Consider the following 22,198-nt stretch of genomic DNA (forward strand, 5'->3'; position numbering starts at 1 on the left):
TTAATCGATGTAATCGCTTAAGTCATCTTCGCCTAGATTTTTACGCAAACGTTTTTGCTCAAGGTAGTCTTCCAACTTTTTCTTAACCTTTTGCTTGTTTTTATCGTGTTGATTTCGACCGACCATTTCGTATTCGTCTTCAACAAAATCATCATCTAGCGCATCGTAACTAAATGTCTTACCCACAACCCACTCCATAAAGTGTTTGAGACCAATTACGCTTTAATTAATGTAATTGGTAAATTAAAAAATTTAACACCAATATGCTGTGCAAATTAGCATCAAAGTAAAGCCACAAAGCTATAGTAAATAGCCTTCATGTCATTAATGTGAATAAATAGCGCTAAATTGCAATTGTGGAAAGTGAGAGTTTTTTATCGTATCGATAAATTTTTTTTATAAATTTATATTCGTTGGTTAAATTCACCAAAATATAGCCTAATAATAAAAACAAAACAGACCATCAACCCCAACAAAAAATATAAACCATTGCTTTTGTTAATAAAAAAATAGTGGCACCAAACTTGTTATTAGTTATTTGTTATCAACAAAAAATAGAGTCATCACATGAAAAAATTACTATTAGTTAGCGCATTAATCTGTACACCTGTTGCTATGGCACACAACGACAGTGATTCAACAATTTCATTTAGCAACGATCAATGCGATGTGGAGTTTAAAAATGATGTTCGCATTAAGCCAAACGAACTAGAAATTTTTACAGCAAAAAACCAAGCTATGCAATTTAACAATAACGGCGATTTAATGGTAAATGGTGAGTTTGTTGCACTTAATAACTCGCAGCGCCAAGCACTTACTCAATACTCCGATAGCTTACGCACACAGTTACCGGAAGTCGCTAATATTGCATTAGACGGTGTAAAAATCGCCGGTGTCGCTTTAGAAGAAGTAGGCAATGCGTTTAACATTAACGGCTTAGACGATATGTCGTCGTTAATGGACGATATACGCTTGGAAGTAGAAAACACGTTTTATCAAGAAGGCACCTTTGTTATGGGCCAGCAAAGTTTTAACCAATTTGGTGAAAACTTTGAACACCAGTTTGAAAAACAAATAGAAACTGCCGTTGAATCAGCAGTCATGCAATCTATGGGCAGTATATTGGTCGCGCTTGGATCTGAATTATTAGGTTCGGGTGGTGATATGGATGCATTTGAAGAGCGCATGGAAAACATGGGCGCACAAATTGAAGAAAAAGTAGAGTTACACGCAAACAATTTAGAGCAACGCGCTAATTCACTGTGCGGTAATTTTGCTGAAATTGCAAAACAAGAAGAGCAGCTAGTAACGTTAGTTCCTGAGCTAGAAGGGTATCAATTATTTACCTTTAAACACGTTAAATAACCCGCACTTTATTCACCCTATTTAACATCCCTTCAGCAGCATTTTATTTTATTGAATGCTGCTTTTTTGTATCTGCTTTCTCTCTTTTCCCTCGTTTATGTTGTTCGGCTCAGATTACGGGGCATTGGTCTGGTTAGCACTTGCCTTAGTAAACAGCTTTGTGGCTTTATACAGATACAGACTTCGTTCACCCTTTTACCTATTTAAATAATAAGTATAAACACAGCGTCTTTGCGTTAGCTTTCTCATTTTTAACGTTTTTATAAACTTAAATTTAGCTCATACGCCTTACTCTGTTTTTGATAACACTAGCGCTTTAACCACCCAATTTAGAGTCGCTGCGCAAGGCCAAAGTATTCAGTAAACGATTAGCTCTTAAATTAATGCCCTTAGCAAAAAGCTGAGCGGCTCCATCCCCAGTTAGACACGTTTAAACGTAACTAACACTAAAGCGCCTACCTTAAAGTAGGCGCTTTTTATTTACTAAAAGCCCCAACATTGAAAAAATTATATTTTTAGGTCAATTAATATTTTAAATATTAAATTAATAACGATTTTTTATTGCACTGAACACACCTATGAAGCGTCATGAAAAATGCTATAAACATCACAAGTAAAAACCAAAATAAAATAATCTGAATAATTACCCAATAAAAATAATGGAATATGCATAAATAAAAAGAAAAATAAAAAATAACCCTTATTTAGCAACAGTTTAAATAATATAAAAACAATATAAAAATCAAAAAATAGAAAAAAACAATTAAACACTTAGTTAACAAACATCAATTCAGATAAATATAACTAATGCCTCACATGTAATTTTTATCGTTTTATTTTTGTACGTTTCGCATGCAAAATGCGCATGTTTTCAACAGACCTAAACCGGAGCCAAGTGATGAACCCTATAAATACATTAAACCAAACAGCAAACACACAAATTGCAGTTAAACCAACCAACCGAAAAGCAAAAATGCTAGCTAGACTTAATACGCTTGGAAAAAAATTAGCACTTGGCGGCGCAGCGCAATATAAATAATCACCCAACCATGGTTATTTATTAGGTGCAGCAAGCACCCAACCACTAAAAAGTCTCTTTTTTAGCTCCCACAGTTTGCTGCAACCTCTTTATTTTATTAATAATTGCCTTAATTTCCCCTAATTTGTAAAAAAACACGTATTTACGTCTATTTTTTAGGCAAACAGACATTTTGCTATTTACACACCCCCATCACCTAAGTATTATTCTGCGTCACGGAGAGATGGCAGAGTGGTCGAATGCACCGGTCTTGAAAACCGGCATAGGTTTGTAGCCTATCTAGGGTTCAAATCCCTATCTCTCCACCATATTTTAGTTGGTGGTTTTTTAATATCATTAACACAACCGGTTATGCGTTGGAGAGGTGTCCGAGTGGCCGAAGGAGCTCCCCTGCTAAGGGAGTATAGAGTTTGTAGCTCTATCGAGGGTTCGAATCCCTCCCTCTCCACCATATACTAGATATAAACCACTTAATTGTGGTTTTTTTGTGCCTGAATTTTAACTCCGATAAAAACTGGGAGGGTGAGAACCCTCGATAGGGCTCGATAAAATGTCTGGAACAGTTTAGGCCGCTGCAAGCGTCGCGTAGCGGCTGATTACATGGATGTAAGCAAGTCTATCCCTCCCTCTCCACCACATACTATATAAACCACTTAATTGTGGTTTTTTTGTGCCTAAAATTTATAAAAATTAAACAAATTGTAACCCGCTATGACTTAGTGCATTATTACTAAAACGATAGCCACTTTAGGTTTTGCTATGAACCGATTCATATTGTTAATTACATGCGCAGTGCTACCTTTTTTTTCTTTTTCGCAAAATACAACGGTATACAAGTGTGTAATTAAAGGTGTTCCTACCTTTAGCCAAACACCTTGCTCAAAAGATGCCGAACAGATCACACTAAAAGAAATCAATATAATTGAAGCCTATAAAAGCCCCACTCAAGCAAATAATGTTACAGATAGTTCAGTAGACAATTTTTTAGAAGTTCAGCAAATAGAACGTGAAATAAGCAAGCTACAATTAACACTTAAACAAACAGAAAAAACCTACCTAGAGCAAGTAAAGCAAGCCAGCTATGTTACACAAGATCAGGCTAATCGGTTAGGCGCCTCTTCTATTGCTGACGCCATTGCAAAAAAAACCGCACCAATTACTAGCGCCTATGAGTCAAAAGTCACGCGTACACAACAGCAAATAGACGCTTTGCGTCAACGTAAGCAGTTACTTAGTCAAATTCCTTAAGGGCTTGCTTTATGATTTTGATCAGCGCGTTGATATCTTCTTTAGTTGTATAAATATGCGGTGAAACTCGCACTCCGTATTTGCGCTCATCAACGCTAATGTTTGCTTTGCTTAGCGCGGTTAATACCTGCGGCTGTTTTTTATCAAAAAACAAAATAACTGTTCCACTGCATTGGCTGTTATGCAATGGCGATACAACAAATTCACTTAAATACTGATGAATATCCGAAATCATCGCTAGATTGTGCTTTCTTACCTTGTTCACTGTTAGCTCTGCAAAATAAGAAATACTATGGGCAGCAATTACATAAGGCGCAACAGAGGGTGTTCCCCCCCAGAATCGAAGTGCGCTATGGTGATAAGTAAAATTATTAATATTAAACTCAAAGGGATTTTCGTGAGAAAACCATCCTACATCTTTAGGTTTACACTGTGCTAGTTGGTCTTTATTAATCCATAAATAAGCAGCACCGGGTCCACCACACAACCACTTAACACTCGATCCAATCATGAAATCGGCATCAAGTGTCGTTAAATCCACAGGCAACACTCCAGCAGATTGCGCCACATCAATTATTGTAAGACTATTAGTAATCTTACTGCGCAATACAATATCGTTTATCGGGGCTTGCACCCCCGTATTTGAATAAACATGGCTTACAAAAACCATGTCTATATCGCAAGTTAAATAACGCTCCCATACAGATAGTTCGCTTAGGTTTTCTTCTTCGGGAATAAACACAATTTGCGCACAAGACGGTAGCGCCTTTTGCATGGCAAACCCCATACTCGGAAAGTCACTTTGCGCCATAAGAACTTTGCAGTGCTCTCGTTGTAATTGAGGATGCGACATCACTAACTTAGTTAATCCGCTTGATAAATTAACCTGTGGGCAAAACTGTGAGCTTGGTGAATTAAATAACTTACCTAACGCAGAAGTAAACGCGTCTATTTGAGGTAGCCATTGCTGCCATGGCTCTTTATTTGAATCTTGCCATGGTGATAGGTAATGTTCTGCAAAATGCCGCTCCATGCTTTTTAGCGGCCTACCGACAGAGTGGCTTAATAAATAACTCCCTTCAGCTATGCAAAAATCATCTTTAAACATATTACTTTACCCACTCTTTTAATAAGTTAAGATCGTCAAATCGCGTTTTTATATCGTCTCTTTTTGCCGCTGCCCGCCTGTCTCTTAATTTTTCAAGCGAATCTAACAATACATTCAATGGTGGCCCACTTGCCGTAACTTTACTTAAATGCTGTTCTTGCATTCGCTTAGATGGTTGCGCGATAAACTTTTCTACCAGTTGGTTATGATGACCGATAGCGGTGTCACCATGAAGCTTACATACCTGTATAAAAAGCTGCGCATGATGCTTAAACCAGTGAGCGCTTTTGCTGTTATGAGCAAGCAAAAAATCATCCATAAAACTTTGAATACGCATAGACTCTCTTAATATTTGCTGATCTTCTGGCATCATATATAAAAACTTGTCCACCAGCATTTGTGAGTAACTGGGCTCATTTGCACTGCATAGGCCAAGTAACATATCAATGACGTTAATCCCGGCAAAATCGCCTGCGTTTGCACCTCGATAAACCTCTTTGCCCACTCTATATGGTTTGTAATAAGGGCGAACACAATTAAAAAAGCGATCGGTATCAAGCTGTTTGTATAACGCATTATTTGATTCAATCACATTCATGAGCGCATCTTTTGCAACATTAAGTAATTCACCACATAAAGGGTGTGATATGCCAAGCGGAACTATTTTTAACAAAGCATCACTAGCTCGCTTGTACGCCAAAATACCTTGAGTGTTATAGTCTAAAAAGAGTTTTTCATCAGGTAATTGAGTAAAGCGTTTATAGTTGCCTTTAACAGCTTTATTGTGGGTAGTTAAATGCGCTGTAGCAAACCGAGGGGTTACACCAATCGACGCACCAATATGCATTGCCAATGCCGATGCCTCTACCAGGGGTGATGTAGTTTCTCTGCTAGGTTCTGTTATCTCATGGCGACGACATGCAGCCATAAATAAGCCAACATTGCCCAATAAATCAAATGCACGATCAAACCCTTGATCGGTATTTCCTTCTGCTAACAAGTGTGAGATTAATACATTGCCTTGCCTTTTTAATTGTTGCTTTAATTTCTCACCAACACCTTCAACATTTGCTTTATCGAATTGCTGCCAATAAAGCAGCTCTAATTCAGTATTTATCTCTACAAACTCAGTGCGTATCCAATCATCAAATGTGGCCGTATGTGTATTCATTATTTCGCTCTATTATTTTTATATTTAAATGCTAACAGAGTAACGTGAGCGTAAATCGTCAAAAAAATGTATAAAAAAGCCTATACTTAGGGGAAATCACTAAAATAATAAAAGTAGTTACCAAAATATGTTAGATAAAAAAGATCAGCAAATACTTACTACCTTGCAAGCAAATGCCAGAATATCGGTGTCTGACCTCGCAAATACAATTAGCCTATCTGATACTCCCTGTTTAAGACGGATTAAAAAACTAGAAAAAGAACATATTATTACGGGCTATCACGCTGCAATTAATCCTAAAGCGCTTGATCTCAATGTATTGGTATATGCTTTTATTAGGTTAAATCAAAATTCAGTTAGCGCGGCAGATCAATTTGAACAATCCGTAGAAAAACTTTCTCATGTATTAGAGTGCAGTGTAATATCAGGTAGTTATGATTATTTATTGAAAATTATTGCCAACGATCTTGAAAGCTATGAACAATTTGTAAAGCATCAATTAGGTGGTTTAAGTTGTATCGCTAACATAGAGTCAACGGTGGTACTTAAGCAATCATTTACTAAAAAGCAGCTTCCGTTGTAATAGTGCAGCAAATAAAGTGTTGTTAGCTATACTAATATTTTAAAAACCAAAACATAAATATATGGATATTATGTGAAAATATTCACCTCAACTTTTCAATCAATTATTTTCTACATACTGTTTGCCCTAGCATACTATTTACTGGGTATTGGCCTTACTGCGTTTGCATTTAATTCGCAAATAGTACCTATTTGGTTACCCGCGGGGGTTGCTTTAATTGGCTGTTATATTTGGTGGTGGCGCTTTATTCCCCCTTTATTCGCTGCAGCAATTGCATTTAACTTAAATATATTCGATAACTCAGCTCATGAAGTAATGCTGGTCGGCAATACGTTTACTCAGGCCATTTACATTGCCTTTGGCGTTATTATCCAGGCTATGGTAGGTGCTGCATTACTTAGGTATTGGTTGGGAAATCCGCTTTATTTTCGTAAACGAAAAAACATTGCTTATTTTATTGCTGTAGTTGCTGTTTTAGTAAGCTTACTATCATCGAATATTGGTGTATTTGCGTTAAGTAACTTTAACCCACTTTATAATATTGAGGACCATTGGCTTCATGTTATTTATTGGTGGTTAGGAGATATATTAGGGGTACTTATTGCCTCACCTTTTTTGTTGTCGTTACTGCCCAAAGCACCAGGACAACGTAGAGTTTTAGCCTTTGAAACCATTGCAGTTTGCTCCATTTTATTTATATCTGTGGCGCTTACAGCACAAATTTACGAACGCGAAAACAGCAAAAATACCATTAAAATTGCAGAGCGAGAAGTTGAAGTTATTGAAAACAGTTTATACCGGTATATAAATCAAAGTATTATCGCCGTGCAAAGCTTAGCAAGCCAAGTACAATCATCATCTGAGTTTAATGAGCAAGACTTTTACGATTCAGCAAATAAGCTACTTGAAAAACATTCATTTATTAAAGCATTGTCTTGGAATGTACAAATAACTCAAGCGCAGCGTCAAGCACTCAGCGATACAATGTCAAAAATTTATCGGAAAAATATAAACATTGTTGGTGATCCGCTCGAAGATGATGACCCTCTAGTGGTCGTTAAATACATAGCACCTTTCAAAAGTAACCAAAAGGCGGTTGGCTTTAATGTATATTCAAACCCAGATCGAAAAGCATCTTTGCAAAATCCAGCTATCAAATATTTACCTATCAGCACTAAAATCATTCAATTAGTCCAAACAAAAACACCAACACCCGCCTATCTACTATTTGCGCCTGTTTATGGTCAAAATGAAAATATAAAGGGTTATGCCACCGGTGTATTTTTGGCCCATAAAATTATTGAACAAGCTATTACACAGCAGCAATCTGAAATGTTTTCTATTGATGTGTTTGAATTTGACAACGAACCCGCCTTTTACAGTAACGACTCTCAAAACTTTGAGCAAGCAACCCAAAGCCAGTTAATGTCATTCAATATTAACTTTGGTGGGCAACAATGGGTAATAAAATTAGCACTTAAAGAAAACTACATTTCACAACAAAACATTGAAATGTCTTTATTTTTACTTATGCTACAAACCGCTGTGTGTTTACTTATTATTGTAGTGTTAATGCTATTTAACCAGCAGCAACTAGCGCTTAGCCGCCAAGTTGCAGAACGAACAAGCTCATTGGTAAAAGCCAAAAAACAGTCTGACTTAGCCAATAGCGCTAAAAGCCAATTTTTAGCCAATATGAGTCACGAAATACGCACCCCATTAAATGCCATTATTGGCCTATCGTCACTTGCGAAAAAAGGTGATGATGCTCAAAAGCTGTTCTGCTACATTAAAAAAATTTACTCCTCTTCAAACAGTCTATTAAACCTAATTAACGACGTTCTTGATATTTCAAAAATAGAGTCACAACATTTAATACTAGAGTCCATTGCGTTTGATCCAAAAGCACTTGTAACGCGCATTGACACAATGTTTGAGCAAAGTGCGAAAAATAAAAACATTGAATGGATTCTCAAATGTAACTTACCTGTAGATACCTGGTTTTTAGGCGATGCAATGCGCATAGAACAAATACTACTTAATTTATGTAGTAATGCGATTAAATTTACTAACGAAGGAAGCGTTACCCTCGATATAGATACAGAGTTTGTGTCTGCCAATAAGGTAAAACTAAGCATTGCAGTATCAGATACTGGCATAGGTATTGAAAAAAACCAACACAACACCTTATTTAACGCATTTACCCAAGCTGACAGTTCAACCTCTCGAAAATTTGGTGGCACTGGCCTTGGTTTAACAATAGCTAAAGAACTATGTTTGCTAATGGGAGCAACACTTAATTTAAAAAGCGAGCTGGGTGAAGGGTCAACCTTTACGTTTGCCGTTAACTTAACAACATCAGAGCCAGATATAGAGCCAGAAGCCATATCAAAAGATATTGATATTACGTCTTTAAATATTTTGGTCGCAGAAGACAATCCTGTGAATCAAATGGTAATAAAAGCGATGTTGGGATCTTTAGGTATCATTCCTCACTTGGTTGAAAATGGTGAAGAAGCTGTAAATATAATCAAAGAACAACATTTTGATTTGGTATTAATGGATTGCCAAATGCCTGTTATGGATGGCTATAAAGCAACAGAATTAATTCGAGCGTTTAAATCGCAACACACATTACCCATCATTGCGCTAACAGCTGATGCCATGCCAGAAGATAAAATTAAAGCTAAAAAAGCAGGCTTTACCGAACATTTAGCAAAACCCATAGAACTTGCAAAACTGACCGAGTGCTTGAGTCAGTTTGTAAAAACAGTTACTAAATAGCACCCAAAAAATTGTTACCATCACGCTACGTGACTGAGTTATTATGGTCACTCGTGGTGTTTAATAACACAATTAGCCTAATCGAATCGTAAAAAATCACTTTAATACGTGACTACTTAAAGCTCTGAAAAAATAAATTGAAGCTTAGAAGTAAAATAAGTGCCAATAAAATTACAAATTAGAGCGCACAATTAAGCACGCAATATTTACAAGGTCGGCATCATGAAAAGCTTTTCTCATCGATGGTTTAAAAATATTAATGAAATAGACCAAGCGCAATGGCATGCTTTTTTTGGTGATGAACCTTTTACTCAACATGCCTTTTTATACGCCTTAGAGCAAAGCCAATGTGTAACACAGCAAAGTGGCTGGCAGCCCTATCATTTAGCTGTATATGAAGGGAGTAACTTAATAGCGCTTGCACCTGGTTATGTAAAAAGCCATTCTTATGGTGAGTATGTATTTGACTGGGCATGGGCTGAAGCATACGAAAAAAATGGTTTGCATTACTATCCCAAATGGCTATCAGGCGTGCCATTTAGCCCAATTGAAGGTAAACGTATTGCCATTCATCACACAAACCACAACGACGTATACAACTATATTACAGAGCAGCTCTGCACACACAGCATTGAGCAAGGATGGTCTGGCTGGCATATAAACTTTTGCGATCAAACACAAGCAACATTACTCACTGAGCAGCACGCGATGCTCAGAGAGGGCGTTCAATTTCAATGGTTTAATAAAGGGTTTGATACTTTTGACGACTTTTTATCAACGCTAAACTCGCGTAAACGTAGATCGCTAAAAAAAGAACGCGCTAAAATAATACACCAAAATATTACTATTGAATGGCTAAAGGGTTCAGATGTCACACCTGAAATAATGCAGCTGTTTTGCGAATTTTATCAGCGCACCTATTTAAAACGTTCAGGGCATTTAGGCTATCTAAACAGTGAATTTTTTACCCTTTTGCATGCACTTATGGCATCGCAGCTGGTTATTATGCTTGCCAAAAAAGACGGTCAAGTCATCGCTGCAACACTCAGTTTAATTGGTGAAAACACACTTTACGGCAGGTACTGGGGCGCAAGTAAAAATATTGACGCACTTCACTTTGAGCTATGTTATTACCAAGGGATAGAATTTGCTATTAAACATAAACTCGACTGCTTTCATTCAGGTGCACAAGGGGAGCATAAAATAGCGAGGGGGTTTGAACCCGTTATTACTTTTTCAGCCCACCATATTGTTAACAATGACTTTAGCAGTGCAATTGAAGATTACCTGTCTCGAGAACGCCAGCATATTGCACTTTACAAAGCACAGTGCACATCGTTATTGCCGTTTAAAAACGAGTAACTGGTTATTAGCTGGCATAGCATGATCGCTCATAAGCGAAAGCCCTGCTTGCTTAGCCAATAATAAAACAGCTTCAAAGTCTCTTATACCACTTAAAGGATCTCGCTCAGTTAAAAAGGCGCAAAACTCTTGATTACTTTGGCTAGTGTATTCACCTTTGTACTTAAAAGGACCATAAATACACACAACCCCCTCATCATTTAAGTGACGTTTAACCCCGTCAAAAAAACGTTCAACTAATAACCAACTTACAATATGAAATGTATTCGCAGTATATATAGCATCTACTTTTTCGATAGGCCATGGCTGGTTTAAATCAAGCTCAATAGGGGCATGTAAATTAGCTAAATTAACCTCACTATGCCATAGCCTAATACCTTCATGATTAATGACACGATCACTTGTATGCCATTGTAGATAAGGTAATTTTTCAGCAAAAAACACACTGTGCTGACCTGTTCCAGAACCAACTTCTAATACTGTTTTAACGTTTTTTAACGCGCTGTTTAAATGCTCTAAAATAGGGCCTTTATTGTTTTCACATGCTTGTGAAAATGGCTTTGTCATTGAGTGCACCAAAATTGTGGATATTTGCACAATAGTAAAGCAAATTTGCAATATGTTGTCGTGACTAATTATGCTTTATTTATTAAGTTAAATATAATCATACGGTTAGATATAACTCGCTTGGTTGGTATGTATTATGCAGCAATATAATTAACCCATTTAAGGGTTAATTAACTAATCACAAAAGGATAAAATTATGCATATGCCTCCCTATACCGCTGTTGACGCAGCAGTAGCTATAACCGAAAAAAGTACCGACGATCACAGTGAAACCCTTGATATGAGAGCAACAGTAATTGATTTACTTTCTCACCCTAAACATAATCAAAAGGCGATCACTAAACATGAAACAGACCAGATATTTATTCTCGGCTACAATTAAAATTCACGCCGTAAATAATTTTTATAATAACTATTTACACTGAAACCGATTAAATGTAATGATAACTATTATCATTAGTTGAGTCGGTTTTTTTATGTCTTCAAATCACGCCTTAAATAGCTACCAACGCACACTTTCATTTAGTTGCAAACGACCAGGCCTGCATGCCCCAATGCTCGTTGCTCATTATATAGACGCTGCTCTTAACGTGGCTAAAAACTTTGAACAACTTAATAACCCGCTACTTCAAGAGTATTACCTTAGACGCACACACCATGAAATTATAAATAAAATGTGCGACCCTCTTACTCATAATGCAATTCGCAAACAATGCCTACACCAGCTTCACAAACCATTACTTGCATTAAAGCGTTTCTACATAAGCCACAATAGTCGTGCTAAATTTTTATTACTTGAGCGTGAAGCTCGCATTCTTAGTCACGAATTCAACCCTTTTTAAGGAGCAGATCAATGAGCAACTTTAGAACAGAATCAGACAGTATGGGCGAGTTACAAGTACCTATAAACGCTTTATATAAAGCGCAAACGCAGCGCGCTGTTAATAACTTTGCTATTAGCTCTCTCACTATGCCAGCACAATTTATAAAGGCACTGGCATATATAAAACAAGCTGCAGCACAAAGTAACTATGAGCTAGGGCATCTTAATAAAACCAAGGCAACCGCAATAGAGCTCGCTTGCCAAACGATTATTGATGGTGAGCATTATGACCAGTTTCCTGTTGATGTATTTCAAACAGGTTCAGGAACAAGCTCTAATATGAACGCCAATGAAGTAATCGCAACCCTTGCCAGTACTCAGCAGGATCCTGTACATCCCAATGATGATGTAAATATGGGGCAAAGCTCAAACGATGTAGTCCCTACAGCTATCGCGCTAAGTAGTGCCATAGCCGTAAAACAATCATTACTACCCGCCCTTGAGAAGTTATCGCAACATTTAAAGAATAAAAAGAGCGAGATAGGCGCTATTGTTAAAACAGGTCGCACCCACTTAATGGACGCGATGCCTGTTACATTTGAACAAACCCTTAATGCATGGCAATCTCAAATTAATCATGCTGCTACGGGCATTGACCGTTCACTCGAACGGGTATGTGAACTTGCACAAGGTGGCACAGCTGTTGGTACGGGTATTAATGCCGACCCAAAGTTTGCTGATGTATTTAGCAAGAACCTGACTAAAAATGTAGGTATACAGTTTTCGCCAAGCAATAACTTTTTTTACAATATTGGTTCGCAAGATGCCATTGTTGCACTATCTGGGCAATTAAAAGTACTCGCTGTAGCACAAATGAAAATAGCGAACGACCTACGCTGGATGAACTCAGGCCCTCTTGCAGGATTAGGCGAAATAGAACTTGAAGCCCTACAACCAGGCTCATCCATTATGCCGGGTAAAGTAAATCCCGTTATACCAGAAGCCGCTGCCATGGTTAGCGCACAAGTGATTGGTAATGACGCCACAATTACTGTTGCAGGCCAATCTGGTAACTTTGAACTAAATGTGATGCTGCCTGTTATTGCCTATAATATTTTGCAAAGCATAGAGCTACTAGCAAACAGCGCCCAAGCTTTAGCAGAAAAAGCCATCGCCACATTTGTCGTCAATCAAGCTAACATTGACCGCGCGCTTGCTAAAAACCCTATTTTGGTAACTGCACTTAATCCGGTGATCGGTTACGAAAAAGCGGCCAAAATAGCGAAGCAAGCCTATAAAGAAGCGCGCCCCATTATAGATGTTGCAGAGCAAGAAACCGATTTACCGCGTAGCGAACTTGAAAAACTGCTTAACCCAACCAAGCTTACACAAGGTGGCCTTTAAACTAGCCTGTATACTTTGGCTTTAATTACTTGATTATATAGTTTTTATTGCCGTTAAAAATGCACCGTGTATGATAGTGATGAATTATTCATCACTATCAAGGTATCTTATGCGCCCTGTATTATTAGCTCTTGTTTTACCCCTTTGTTTAAGTGCGTGTTTAGAAAAAACACCAGCAGAAAAGGAATCAGTAACTACTGCTGAAGTAATAAAACCACAACAACAAACACTAAAAGAAACCACTCAAACAAAAAGTGACGTTGACGCACTTTCAAATACAAGTGTAGAAGCGGTATCAGTTGAAGATATTACAACAGCTAAAGCCCAGTTAAACACGCTTATTGCAGATACAAGCTGCGATACTAGTATGCAATGTAAAGTTATTGCAGTAGGTAGTCGTGCATGCGGTGGCCCTAGTAGCTTTGAAGTTTACTCAACTAAAGCAGCAAGCGACGAGCAAGTAAAAACACTCAGTAAAACAATCACCGAGCTTGAAAGTAATTTTAATGCACAAAAGGGAATGATGAGTATTTGTCAGCATTTAACAACACCAAGCACTCAGTGCGTTGAAAATAAGTGTGTTAAACTTGAAGGCTCAGCGGTAAGTGTATTTTAAGGATAACAATATGAGTGGTTTAACATTGACAGTTAAATTATCAATTTTTAGTGTTGCTGCTAGCATTTTATTACTCAGTGGCTGCTCAACCACAGCACCTGAAAATGGCGCTAAAGGCCAAAGCTTGTCGGCTTTAAATAGTCAACTTGCCAATATAGTTGATAACAACGGCTGTACGGCAAGCTTTCAGTGCAAAGTACTTGAAGTAGGAGCGCGAGCCTGCGGTGGACCGAGTAAATATGCCGTTTATTCAACGCTAAATACTCCACAAGAACAAGCAGAAAGCATTGCGCAGCAAATCACCGAACAAGAAAAAAATCAAAATGAACAGCAATCATTAACTGATTGTTTACCGGTTATTGAAGTACAATCGCTGTGTATTAACCAGCAATGCCAATCAATCGATATCAAGTAATGAAGTGTTAAGGGGTATTTCAGCGTTAACTTAAGTATGGAATGAGCGCTGAAATAACCACGACTAACAGCACGCATATCCCTGCTTTAAGTATGTATTTCATTGGCATTGTTTTTAGTATCCAGTACGCATATATAAAACGCACAAAATAACTTGCTGCAGTACCAAATAACGCAAAAATAATTAGGTAAGTAATCAGTATAATATTCAAAGCAGTACTTCTTTATCGTTGTTACCTTTAGTGTAAGGGCTTAATACAAAGAACGCAAAAGCACTGCTTTTCAATTTATTAGCTTTTGATAAATGATTTAAAAGTACATTGAAGTACCCATCCATTTAATCTTATTTTTAGCTAAAATAACTGCCTAACATACTTTTATAAACCAGGGTTTAGGCCAACTACTTAGCTTTTTTAGTATGCGCAATTAAAAGCTCTGCTACTTGTTGCTTTACCGCGCGCTTATCTTCGCTAGGTACATCAAAGCGGCCCGCTAGTTGCGCTATCTCATCATCATTCAAATTGAACGATAAGCGCTGTCGAGTCTTTTTAGACTTAACATCTAAGCCAAGTATTTTCCGGATCATATCTGATGGTGTGAGCTCTTGGTCAATTGCTTGCTTTTTTATTTGCTTTTGAACATCGCTACTTAAATCAAATGCCATTTGTGTAGCACGCACGGCATGCTCTTGGCGTAACCACTTATCTTTAGCATCACTCACTTCGCGTCTCCAGGAAATAAATCCACAATATCGGTAATTGGACGCGTAAGTGTTAATGACACTTCGGTTTCGCCGCCATCCCAAATTTCAATATTTAAACTATGCCCCTCATCAGGTGATGCTAAACATATCATTTCACAGGGCTCACCACCGTCTTGTTCATAGCGCGGTAAGCTTTGACCACGAAAATCTTTGTTATGGAAATAACATACAAATGGAGATTCACTTTGTTGATAGCTCTTCGCCAAAAACTGCATAAAACGCTCAGGAGTATTTTTAACTGCAATATGCGTTAACGACTCTTCATCAAAAATACGAGCAAATTCATCTAATGTGAAAATATCGTCTACTTCATCTCGTTGTACTTTTATCGAAAAATTAGCCCATTGCTCGCCGTCTTCTTGTGCTATTTGTAAAAACACAACTTGACCACTGTTTGTCTCAAGCACAAACTCAGTATCACTACTGTGCTGATATTGATAAGTTTGCACATCAATAACACGCAATGTTTGTCCTTTTAACCACGACGGATAAGCGAACGAATCGATCACTGTGAACATGTCGCCTTTTTTTAACTCACTTGCATGATTAAGCTGACGTTCTGGCTCTTTTTTAGATTTGAAAAAATTAAACATAATGAAGCATCTCTTAAGCAAAAAAGGTAACTAAGCACAGCTTAATTACCTTTCATTTATAATGTACGTACTATTAGCCGTTTTGCTTAGCTTTTATACGCGCTAAAATGTCAGCACTTTTTGGACTGGTGTCACCAATACCCGCTTCAGCCATTTTAGCTTTTAAATCGTCGCCATTCACTTCCGACTCAAGCTCTTTTGCAGCACCTAACTGGTCGCTACGATCTTGTTGGCGTTGCTTAATACGCTCAAGTGATTGTCGAGCTGAGGTCATCGACGAGCTATTGGTATTAAGTGTACTGTTAACAGCCATTGTTGCTTGCTGAACGCTCTCAGTGGTTTTCACCATGGTAAGTTGGCGTTGGTTTTCTTTAATAGACTTTTCAGCATCTTTAACTTGCTGCTTAAGTGTCACAATGTGATTGCTAAAGCCCGCTAAAACTTGCTCATTTTCTGCCTTTTCAGCTTCAAAATCACCAATTTTTTCAGCAATTTCTATTGCTAAGGCTTCATTGCCTTTTTCAAGTGCTTGGCCTGCATAAGCCTCGTGCTCGGCAATTGATGCATCTACTGCGCTAATTTTACGCTTAGTCTGCATTTCTTTAGCCATTACTTCTGTCAGGCTCTTTTTAGCACGGTGAAGTGCATTTTGTGCATCCGCAATTTCTTGTTCAAAAATACGGATACCATTTGCATCTACAATTGCTTCGCCTGCTTCACGTGCACCGCCACGTACAGCTGTAAATAATTTTTTTAATATACTCATAATCTTAACTCCACTAACTAGTTACTAATCGTTTAAATACAAGGTCACGGCTTCTAGTGCATCAATCGCGTTGTCAGCTAATGTCACTAGTTCGTGGGTAACATCATCCAATGATGAGTTTACCGACAGTGCACCAAAAATCGCGTATTTATTATCGATTTTAGCAAATGCACTTAGTGGAATTGGCACGTTTAAACGTAACAATGTTTCGTTTAACTCGTTGCGTAATTCACTTTTCACTTCGTCTTCGCCAAACAAGTAGCTAATACATAACAACTGCTCTTGAGTTTGCGTAACAAAAATTGGAAGTTCATCATTTCCATCAACAATGACTTGTAAAACATCTTGCTCACCTGGATTGGCAATCAAGAAAGACTCAAAGTTAGCGCCTTCAGTTTCAAAAGAGGCTAATTTTATTGAAAGTTCGTTTAATTCCATGTCTCTGCCTTTGTGTTATTTGACATATTATGTCTGAGTTAAGATTCGCACGGTAGACATATTATGTCAACCGTGTTTTGTTAGTTTTTATACAATTCACTCTCTATTTGCCATGCTGAACGGTAATAATCATAAAGCTGACCAGAACCTAACCTATTGACCTCAATATCATTTATTTGTTCAAAATACTGATTAGGGAATACAAAACTTGCTAGTAAATATTTTTTACTTATCCATCGTGACGATACCGGCATTTCGCCTATATTATTTATTCGTGCACTGGCTGGTTGACCCATTTTGGTAGCAATTGTCCACCCCCACTGACCAAACGATGGAATATTTTGTTGGTATTGCTCCACGTAATCAAACCCGGCAGCCTTAACAGTTTTAGCTATACTCAGAAACGCCTTTTTTGCATGATATGGCGACGTTGATTGCACAGCCATAGCCCCATCAGGAGCAAGTAATTGGCGTACATGATTATAAAAATAATCGCTGTATAACTTATTTAGATCAGGATGATTCGGATCAGGTAAATCAATAATAACAGTGTCAAACTGTTTGTTTTGATCGAGTAATTTCTCAACCTCTAAAAAAGCATCACCCACAATAATATTAGCTTTGGGGTCTTTCATTGAGTCGTTGTTGAGATTTATTAATCGCTGCGTGATGGCTTCAGGCGGGGTAAACTTATCGTCTTCGTGGCCAAATAGGCTAAGTAACTGCCCATCTAAATCAATTAAAGTGACTTCGTTTACCGACCATTTTAGTACATCCCTTAATGCTAAACCGTCACCCCCGCCAATAATTAGCACCTTATCATGGCGGTTAGAGGCAAGCATAGCCGGATAAACTAGCATTGAATGATATATTTGTTCATCAACACTGGAGAACTGTAAGCGGCCATTTAAGTACAGGTCGGTAATAGGTTGCGGTTGATTTTTGCTAAGTCGTTCTGTTAACACAACATGCTGATATTTAGTCGCTTGAGAATAAATAACTTTATCTTTATATAAGACGTTGCTTAGGCTATTCATCCAACTGCTGCCGAACACTAAAATAAAGCCAAACAGCACAAGTAGTAAAATATGGCAAACCAACAAAGCTTTAGCAAAGCGTACATGGGCATGGTAGCGCCATAAAAAAGCAAGCCCTGCAATAATATTAAATAAAGCGGTCCATGCAGCAGCTTGCATGATAGGCATAGCCAACATTATGCTTACCCAAATTGCTGCGCCAATACCTGCCCCAATGTAGTCTGCACCATAAATAGTTCCTGCATTGTTTTCTAAAAACCGCCCGTACACATGTTGGCGAATACGCGCTATAAGCGGTATTTCCATACCAATAAACAGTCCTAATACTAAGCCAAATACATAAGGTAAAAAGCGTGACCATTCTTGTAACTTTTGAAATACATAGCCATTAAGTACAACGTCAGGTGGCAGGTTAAAAATGCTCGAGAACAAATGAGGAAGCGAATAACTAACTGCAATCACGCTTGCTATGGCCAAAATACAGCCCATGCCAATCAAAGCTATAATGCTTTCTAGCCAAGCAAATGCAGTGAACGCATCTTTAAACCAACGCGCTAAAAAAGCCCCTAGCCCCATAGCTACTATCATGGTGCCAATCATGGCGTAAATAGCACTTTCAACAGAGCCTAGTACTCGGCCGGCATAGTGAGAGAGTAGGTACTCATAAATAAGGCCGCACCCAGCGAGCACAGCCATAACAGTGATAAGTAATATATCGTGCCCAAGTAAGCGAGACTTACTTGGGCTTTGAGTTGTTGATGACACGAATTATGCGCCTAATAAGGTTGCCATTGTGATGCCTACGGCAAACGATACAGCGGCAGAAATAGCTGCTACACCCACATTTTTTTGACGATTAACTTCATCAGAAATATCACAACCCGATAAAATTATTTTAATGGTCACTAAGTGTAAAATAATAAACGCAACTAGGCTCACTACTGCACTAACAGCCCAATATAATAGGCTAGCATTAATATTATCTGCAGCATATGGTGCAACACCTGTTGCCGCTGTGATTGCTAATGCACTACCCACTAAATAACCAGCGTAACGAATACCAACAGCTAAGTTATCATCAATAATAGCTTGTTGAAGACAGTCGCCATTTTTATTTGTGCGTTTAAATAACATAACTCGGTACTGGCTCACAAATAACAGCACAATGCTACCAATAACAAAGGCAGCAATGACAATCGGTAAACCATGCCATCCCTCTGTAGCTACCCATAGCAGTGCTGAACGAATGACAATTGCCACACTCACTACATGGCCAAAATCAATTATTGAAGCAGTCACATTACCTTTAACAATTTCATCATGTAGGCTCACTTTACGCAGTGCAACTTTGTCTTGAAAAAAGTGACCAAGCTTAATTAAGACAATGGCAAGCGCACCATAGCCAAGCATTTGCAGTGCTTCTTGCTGAAGCGTTGCAGCAAATGCACCACTGCTTACACCGGTTAATACGATAGCCAGCGCAACCAAACCAGCGGCAAAACTAATACCAAAGGCAAAATTATCACGCTCTGTTATTTCGTCATTGGCATGTAAATTTGAAACCCAGCCTTTTATATATTTAAGGCTAACAAATAGCAGTACAATTATTGCAAAGTCTATCGCTAAAGCTTGCAGCGACCACGTAGTTATTCCATTAAATTCATACATATTATTCTAACTCCAACTTTATTCTTTACTTACCACGGCTCACGCCACGAGAGGTTCTGCTTCCACTGTCACGAACTGAACCAGAGCTATTGCTATAGCTACTTGAACGTGAGTAACTGCTGCGACTCTTAGGCGGTGTATAGCTACTTCGACTTAACCCTGATGCACCAGTCTTTTTACTCGCATACGGGCTTGTGAACTGCTTACCTTGGCGTTGATATGTTTGACGTGTACGTGTCTCTAGCGCGCTTTGTGTTTTAATTTGTTTAGGGCTTGAGTAGCGATAACGACCATAATCGTTGTAATAGCTGTACTTACGGCGTTTACTCCAGCTTCCGTATTCAACCCTGTCAAATACATCCCCTAAAATACGGTACATGCCGTACCATTGCCAAAAGCTGATGCCACTGCTATTTGTTTGCCAGTTACCGTAGTTGGGATTACCCACCATCTGGTTACCTACCCCTTCACCCTCGGCTTGTTGGCTAATAGCACCAACGCGAGCTAGGGAGCCTTTTGACATATCAGCAAGCATATTGATTGGATCAGTTAAAGCGTCAGAGAACAGTGAAGGTTTTGCAGCTTCACGTAAAAGATCGATGCTGTGCAACGTATCTTCGTAAGGGGGGATTAAGTAAGTACTTTTAGTCTCTTTAAGTCGCTGTAATAAACCACTATAAAGTGCACCTTGGCGCGAAGCATCTAAAGTAATTACATCAACAACATTTGAAAGCTCTGGCTGTTGTTTTTTTAAAAGCGCACCATACTCTTTAAGTAACACAGCATTGCGTATACTGCCATTATCTAGCGCACTACCTAGCTGTGATAGCTCAGCATCCGCTTTTTTTATAGACTCTTGAATTGTTTGTTGTAGCTGCTCTTCTTTAGATTGACAACCCATAAGCACCGTAAACAAACAAAACAGGCTTATAAGTTTCCAAACTTTACTATTCGACATTCATGTCACCTGATTTACTAAATTAACACAGCTAGTCTTACACAGGTCACTTAGTAAGCCAAGAATGAAATTGCAACAAAATGAGAAGAGATGTAAAGAATAAAGTAGATTACAAAACTCAGTAGTCAAAGGTAAAAAGTTTATGATCTAGACACGGGATAGAATTGACTTAACCTTACGTTGGTTGGCATTTTTGATGGAGATGATATTAGTTTGGTTCTTTATTTTATCCAAGAAAGTAAAAAACCAGCACACTGCTGTAACAGGTCTCGATTATTTGAGCCTGTTAATGTCATGGTGCCCTAAGCGTTAGAGAGTCACATAGCACATGGGATACTATCATTGGTTGGGGCTCGCCTTCGCGCTGTTTTCTGTCGCTACTGAGTTCGGCATGGCCTCTTGGCTATTTACTAAACCCCAGACAGAAAAAAATCCGTTACATTGATTTAGCGGGTTTTTCTTATTTGAAGTCGGTGCGCTACTAATAACCAAAACACTCTTCACAAAGAGGTGCTTCGCTTAAGAGACGCGACGCTTTAGAGAAGGGAATGTTGAATATTACTTTTCTGCAGACGTAAAAAAGCCGCTTCATTTCTGAAGCGGCTTTCTACAATTTGAAGCCTGGTAATGTCCTACTTTCACATAGCAAATGCTACACTATCATCGGCGCTGTTTCGTTTCACTACTGAGTTCGGCATGGAGTCAGGTGGGTCCAAAACGCTATTGTCACCAAGCAAATTTGGGCGTTAATCCGTATCTCTACGCACTAACTGAATTTGGAAAATATCTGATAATATTTTTTAAGTCTTTCTAAGTAATATCTACTTTAGTTATTAACTTCTGTCTTAACTGTCACACAAAACGCGTTTGGCGTTGTATGGTTAAGCCTCACGGGTAATTAGTACAAGTTAGCTTAATGGCTCACACCACTTCCACATCTTGCCTATCAACGTTGTAGTCTTCAACGGCCCTTCAGAGACTTTAAAAGTCTAGTGAGAACTCATCTCGAGGCCTGCTTCGCGCTTAGATGCTTTCAGCGCTTATCAGTTCCGAACGTAGCTACCGGGCAATGCCATTGGCATGACAACCCGAACACCAGCGGTTCGTTCACTCCGGTCCTCTCGTACTAGGAGCAACCCCTCTCAATTCTCAAACGCCCACGGCAGATAGGGACCGAACTGTCTCACGACGTTCTAAACCCAGCTCGCGTACCACTTTAAATGGCGAACAGCCATACCCTTGGGACCGACTTCAGCCCCAGGATGTGATGAGCCGACATCGAGGTGCCAAACACCGCCGTCGATATGAACTCTTGGGCGGTATCAGCCTGTTATCCCCGGAGTACCTTTTATCCGTTGAGCGATGGCCCTTCCATTCAGAACCACCGGATCACTATGACCTACTTTCGTACCTGCTCGACGTGTCTGTCTCGCAGTTAAGCTGGCTTCTACCATTACACTAACCGTACGATGTCCGACCGTACTTAGCCAA

The 22,198-nt window shown here is 38.7% G+C and carries 23 protein-coding genes, 2 tRNA genes and 2 rRNA genes; 13 read left to right on the forward strand and 14 right to left on the reverse strand.

Going from position 1 to position 22,198, the window contains the following annotated elements; translation table 11 throughout:
• Complete coding sequence (locus tag ATS76_RS15265; protein WP_010558095.1) at positions 1 to 186, reverse strand: PA3496 family putative envelope integrity protein; 186 nt, start codon at positions 184 to 186, stop codon at positions 1 to 3.
• 381 nt (positions 187 to 567) lie between these two features.
• On the opposite strand from ATS76_RS15265, the gene ATS76_RS15270 reads away from it, so the two are divergent.
• The 5 genes from ATS76_RS15270 (at position 568) to ATS76_RS15285 (ending at position 3,652) form a co-directional block, all read left to right on the forward strand.
• A complete protein-coding gene (locus ATS76_RS15270; protein ID WP_058552766.1) occupies positions 568 to 1,365 on the forward strand; it encodes a YggN family protein in 798 nt (265 codons plus the stop codon).
• Between the two features lie 898 nt (positions 1,366 to 2,263).
• A complete protein-coding gene (locus ATS76_RS19320; RefSeq protein ID WP_008128321.1) occupies positions 2,264 to 2,404 on the forward strand; it encodes a hypothetical protein in 141 nt (46 codons plus the stop codon).
• A 217-nt stretch (positions 2,405 to 2,621) separates the two neighbouring features.
• Positions 2,622 to 2,712 (forward strand) — tRNA-Ser (locus ATS76_RS15275).
• A gap of 50 nt (positions 2,713 to 2,762) precedes the next feature.
• Positions 2,763 to 2,855 (forward strand) — tRNA-Ser (locus ATS76_RS15280).
• 308 nt (positions 2,856 to 3,163) lie between these two features.
• The gene (locus ATS76_RS15285; RefSeq protein WP_058552767.1) at positions 3,164 to 3,652 is read left to right on the forward strand and encodes an RNA-binding protein; all 489 of its coding nucleotides are present in this window, start codon (positions 3,164 to 3,166) and stop codon (positions 3,650 to 3,652) included.
• On the opposite strand, the gene ATS76_RS15290 is transcribed toward ATS76_RS15285, so the two are convergent.
• Positions 3,636 to 4,760 (reverse strand): aminotransferase class V-fold PLP-dependent enzyme, encoded by a 1,125-nt coding sequence (locus ATS76_RS15290; protein ID WP_058552768.1) that lies wholly within the window; start codon positions 4,758 to 4,760, stop codon positions 3,636 to 3,638. The genes ATS76_RS15285 and ATS76_RS15290 overlap by 17 nt on opposite strands.
• Position 4,761: 1 nt before the next feature.
• On the reverse strand, positions 4,762 to 5,931 hold the full coding sequence (locus ATS76_RS15295; protein WP_058552769.1) for a PrnB family protein: 1,170 nt from the start codon (positions 5,929 to 5,931) through the stop codon (positions 4,762 to 4,764).
• Between the two features lie 127 nt (positions 5,932 to 6,058).
• Between ATS76_RS15295 and ATS76_RS15300 the strand changes: the two genes are divergently transcribed.
• The 3 genes from ATS76_RS15300 (at position 6,059) to ATS76_RS15310 (ending at position 10,660) form a co-directional block, all read left to right on the forward strand.
• A complete protein-coding gene (locus ATS76_RS15300) occupies positions 6,059 to 6,514 on the forward strand; it encodes an Lrp/AsnC family transcriptional regulator (RefSeq protein ID WP_058552770.1) in 456 nt (151 codons plus the stop codon).
• 72 nt (positions 6,515 to 6,586) lie between these two features.
• Positions 6,587 to 9,298, forward strand: coding sequence for an ATP-binding protein (locus ATS76_RS15305; protein WP_058552771.1), 2,712 nt, complete (start codon positions 6,587 to 6,589; stop codon positions 9,296 to 9,298).
• A gap of 222 nt (positions 9,299 to 9,520) precedes the next feature.
• Positions 9,521 to 10,660, forward strand: coding sequence for a GNAT family N-acetyltransferase (locus tag ATS76_RS15310; protein WP_058552772.1), 1,140 nt, complete (start codon positions 9,521 to 9,523; stop codon positions 10,658 to 10,660).
• Here the strand turns inward: ATS76_RS15310 and ATS76_RS15315 are convergent.
• Positions 10,637 to 11,227 carry a DUF938 domain-containing protein gene (locus tag ATS76_RS15315; protein WP_008128308.1) on the reverse strand — a complete coding sequence of 197 codons (591 nt, stop codon included), beginning with the start codon at positions 11,225 to 11,227 and terminating at the stop codon, positions 10,637 to 10,639. The two genes, ATS76_RS15310 and ATS76_RS15315, sit on opposite strands and share 24 nt — an antisense overlap.
• 196 nt (positions 11,228 to 11,423) lie before the next feature.
• Here ATS76_RS15315 and ATS76_RS15320 point away from each other — a divergent pair, with 196 nt between their 5' ends.
• From ATS76_RS15320 to ATS76_RS15340, 5 genes are all read left to right on the forward strand, one after another.
• Positions 11,424 to 11,609: a hypothetical protein gene (locus tag ATS76_RS15320; protein ID WP_010558102.1), complete on the forward strand. Its 186-nt coding sequence runs from the start codon at positions 11,424 to 11,426 to the stop codon at positions 11,607 to 11,609.
• 94 nt (positions 11,610 to 11,703) lie between these two features.
• Positions 11,704 to 12,069 (forward strand): hypothetical protein, encoded by a 366-nt coding sequence (locus tag ATS76_RS15325; RefSeq protein WP_235590943.1) that lies wholly within the window; start codon positions 11,704 to 11,706, stop codon positions 12,067 to 12,069.
• A gap of 11 nt (positions 12,070 to 12,080) precedes the next feature.
• Positions 12,081 to 13,454 carry a class II fumarate hydratase gene (locus ATS76_RS15330; RefSeq protein WP_058552773.1) on the forward strand — a complete coding sequence of 458 codons (1,374 nt, stop codon included), beginning with the start codon at positions 12,081 to 12,083 and terminating at the stop codon, positions 13,452 to 13,454.
• A 109-nt stretch (positions 13,455 to 13,563) separates the two neighbouring features.
• Positions 13,564 to 14,070 (forward strand): hypothetical protein, encoded by a 507-nt coding sequence (locus ATS76_RS15335; RefSeq protein WP_058552774.1) that lies wholly within the window; start codon positions 13,564 to 13,566, stop codon positions 14,068 to 14,070.
• A gap of 10 nt (positions 14,071 to 14,080) precedes the next feature.
• Positions 14,081 to 14,485, forward strand: a complete 405-nt coding sequence (locus ATS76_RS15340) for a hypothetical protein (RefSeq protein WP_058405884.1) — start codon at positions 14,081 to 14,083, stop codon at positions 14,483 to 14,485.
• A gap of 25 nt (positions 14,486 to 14,510) precedes the next feature.
• On the opposite strand, the gene ATS76_RS19455 is transcribed toward ATS76_RS15340, so the two are convergent.
• The 10 genes from ATS76_RS19455 to ATS76_RS15390 all read right to left on the reverse strand — a co-directional run.
• Positions 14,511 to 14,696, reverse strand: coding sequence for a hypothetical protein (locus ATS76_RS19455; RefSeq protein ID WP_058552775.1), 186 nt, complete (start codon positions 14,694 to 14,696; stop codon positions 14,511 to 14,513).
• Between the two features lie 188 nt (positions 14,697 to 14,884).
• On the reverse strand, positions 14,885 to 15,205 hold the full coding sequence (locus ATS76_RS15350) for a hypothetical protein (protein WP_058552776.1): 321 nt from the start codon (positions 15,203 to 15,205) through the stop codon (positions 14,885 to 14,887).
• The gene (locus ATS76_RS15355) at positions 15,202 to 15,840 is read right to left on the reverse strand and encodes a DUF4178 domain-containing protein (RefSeq protein ID WP_058552777.1); all 639 of its coding nucleotides are present in this window, start codon (positions 15,838 to 15,840) and stop codon (positions 15,202 to 15,204) included. The genes ATS76_RS15350 and ATS76_RS15355 overlap by 4 nt, the downstream gene beginning before the upstream one ends.
• Before the next feature lie 73 nt (positions 15,841 to 15,913).
• Entirely contained in the window at positions 15,914 to 16,606 is a 693-nt protein-coding gene (locus tag ATS76_RS15360) for a PspA/IM30 family protein (RefSeq protein WP_058552778.1), read from the reverse strand.
• Positions 16,607 to 16,630: 24 nt separating this feature from the next.
• The gene (locus ATS76_RS15365) at positions 16,631 to 17,044 is read right to left on the reverse strand and encodes a YjfI family protein (RefSeq protein ID WP_006793818.1); all 414 of its coding nucleotides are present in this window, start codon (positions 17,042 to 17,044) and stop codon (positions 16,631 to 16,633) included.
• An 80-nt stretch (positions 17,045 to 17,124) separates the two neighbouring features.
• The gene (locus ATS76_RS15370) at positions 17,125 to 18,846 is read right to left on the reverse strand and encodes a polyamine aminopropyltransferase (RefSeq protein WP_058552779.1); all 1,722 of its coding nucleotides are present in this window, start codon (positions 18,844 to 18,846) and stop codon (positions 17,125 to 17,127) included.
• 3 nt (positions 18,847 to 18,849) lie between these two features.
• On the reverse strand, positions 18,850 to 19,749 hold the full coding sequence (locus ATS76_RS15375; RefSeq protein WP_008128289.1) for a DUF350 domain-containing protein: 900 nt from the start codon (positions 19,747 to 19,749) through the stop codon (positions 18,850 to 18,852).
• 25 nt (positions 19,750 to 19,774) lie between these two features.
• Positions 19,775 to 20,707 (reverse strand): CHAD domain-containing protein, encoded by a 933-nt coding sequence (locus ATS76_RS15380; protein ID WP_006793815.1) that lies wholly within the window; start codon positions 20,705 to 20,707, stop codon positions 19,775 to 19,777.
• Between the two features lie 619 nt (positions 20,708 to 21,326).
• Positions 21,327 to 21,441, reverse strand: a 5S ribosomal RNA gene (rrf, locus tag ATS76_RS15385).
• Between the two features lie 143 nt (positions 21,442 to 21,584).
• Positions 21,585 to 22,198 (reverse strand): 23S ribosomal RNA (locus tag ATS76_RS15390); the annotation flags it as partial.

This window comes from Pseudoalteromonas sp. 10-33, assembly GCF_001469195.1.
In the GTDB taxonomy this organism is placed as follows: Bacteria; Pseudomonadota; Gammaproteobacteria; order Enterobacterales; family Alteromonadaceae; genus Pseudoalteromonas.

What these genes read in the sequence shown, in the direction of transcription:
- ATS76_RS15270 (WP_058552766.1), top strand. Translation starts at nt 568, where the DNA reads ATGAAAAAATTACTATTAGTTAGCGCATTAATCTGTACACCTGTTGCT.
- ATS76_RS19320 (WP_008128321.1), top strand. Translation starts at nt 2,264, where the DNA reads ATGAACCCTATAAATACATTAAACCAAACAGCAAACACACAAATTGCA.
- ATS76_RS15285 (WP_058552767.1), top strand. Translation starts at nt 3,164, where the DNA reads ATGAACCGATTCATATTGTTAATTACATGCGCAGTGCTACCTTTTTTT.
- ATS76_RS15290 (WP_058552768.1), bottom strand. Translation starts at nt 4,760, where the DNA reads ATGTTTAAAGATGATTTTTGCATAGCTGAAGGGAGTTATTTATTAAGC.
- ATS76_RS15295 (WP_058552769.1), bottom strand. Translation starts at nt 5,931, where the DNA reads ATGAATACACATACGGCCACATTTGATGATTGGATACGCACTGAGTTT.
- ATS76_RS15300 (WP_058552770.1), top strand. Translation starts at nt 6,059, where the DNA reads ATGTTAGATAAAAAAGATCAGCAAATACTTACTACCTTGCAAGCAAAT.
- ATS76_RS15310 (WP_058552772.1), top strand. Translation starts at nt 9,521, where the DNA reads ATGAAAAGCTTTTCTCATCGATGGTTTAAAAATATTAATGAAATAGAC.
- ATS76_RS15315 (WP_008128308.1), bottom strand. Translation starts at nt 11,227, where the DNA reads ATGACAAAGCCATTTTCACAAGCATGTGAAAACAATAAAGGCCCTATT.
- ATS76_RS15320 (WP_010558102.1), top strand. Translation starts at nt 11,424, where the DNA reads ATGCATATGCCTCCCTATACCGCTGTTGACGCAGCAGTAGCTATAACC.
- ATS76_RS15325 (WP_235590943.1), top strand. Translation starts at nt 11,704, where the DNA reads ATGTCTTCAAATCACGCCTTAAATAGCTACCAACGCACACTTTCATTT.
- ATS76_RS15330 (WP_058552773.1), top strand. Translation starts at nt 12,081, where the DNA reads ATGAGCAACTTTAGAACAGAATCAGACAGTATGGGCGAGTTACAAGTA.
- ATS76_RS15335 (WP_058552774.1), top strand. Translation starts at nt 13,564, where the DNA reads ATGCGCCCTGTATTATTAGCTCTTGTTTTACCCCTTTGTTTAAGTGCG.
- ATS76_RS15340 (WP_058405884.1), top strand. Translation starts at nt 14,081, where the DNA reads ATGAGTGGTTTAACATTGACAGTTAAATTATCAATTTTTAGTGTTGCT.
- ATS76_RS15355 (WP_058552777.1), bottom strand. Translation starts at nt 15,840, where the DNA reads ATGTTTAATTTTTTCAAATCTAAAAAAGAGCCAGAACGTCAGCTTAAT.
- ATS76_RS15360 (WP_058552778.1), bottom strand. Translation starts at nt 16,606, where the DNA reads ATGAGTATATTAAAAAAATTATTTACAGCTGTACGTGGCGGTGCACGT.
- ATS76_RS15365 (WP_006793818.1), bottom strand. Translation starts at nt 17,044, where the DNA reads ATGGAATTAAACGAACTTTCAATAAAATTAGCCTCTTTTGAAACTGAA.
- ATS76_RS15375 (WP_008128289.1), bottom strand. Translation starts at nt 19,749, where the DNA reads ATGTATGAATTTAATGGAATAACTACGTGGTCGCTGCAAGCTTTAGCG.
- ATS76_RS15380 (WP_006793815.1), bottom strand. Translation starts at nt 20,707, where the DNA reads ATGTCGAATAGTAAAGTTTGGAAACTTATAAGCCTGTTTTGTTTGTTT.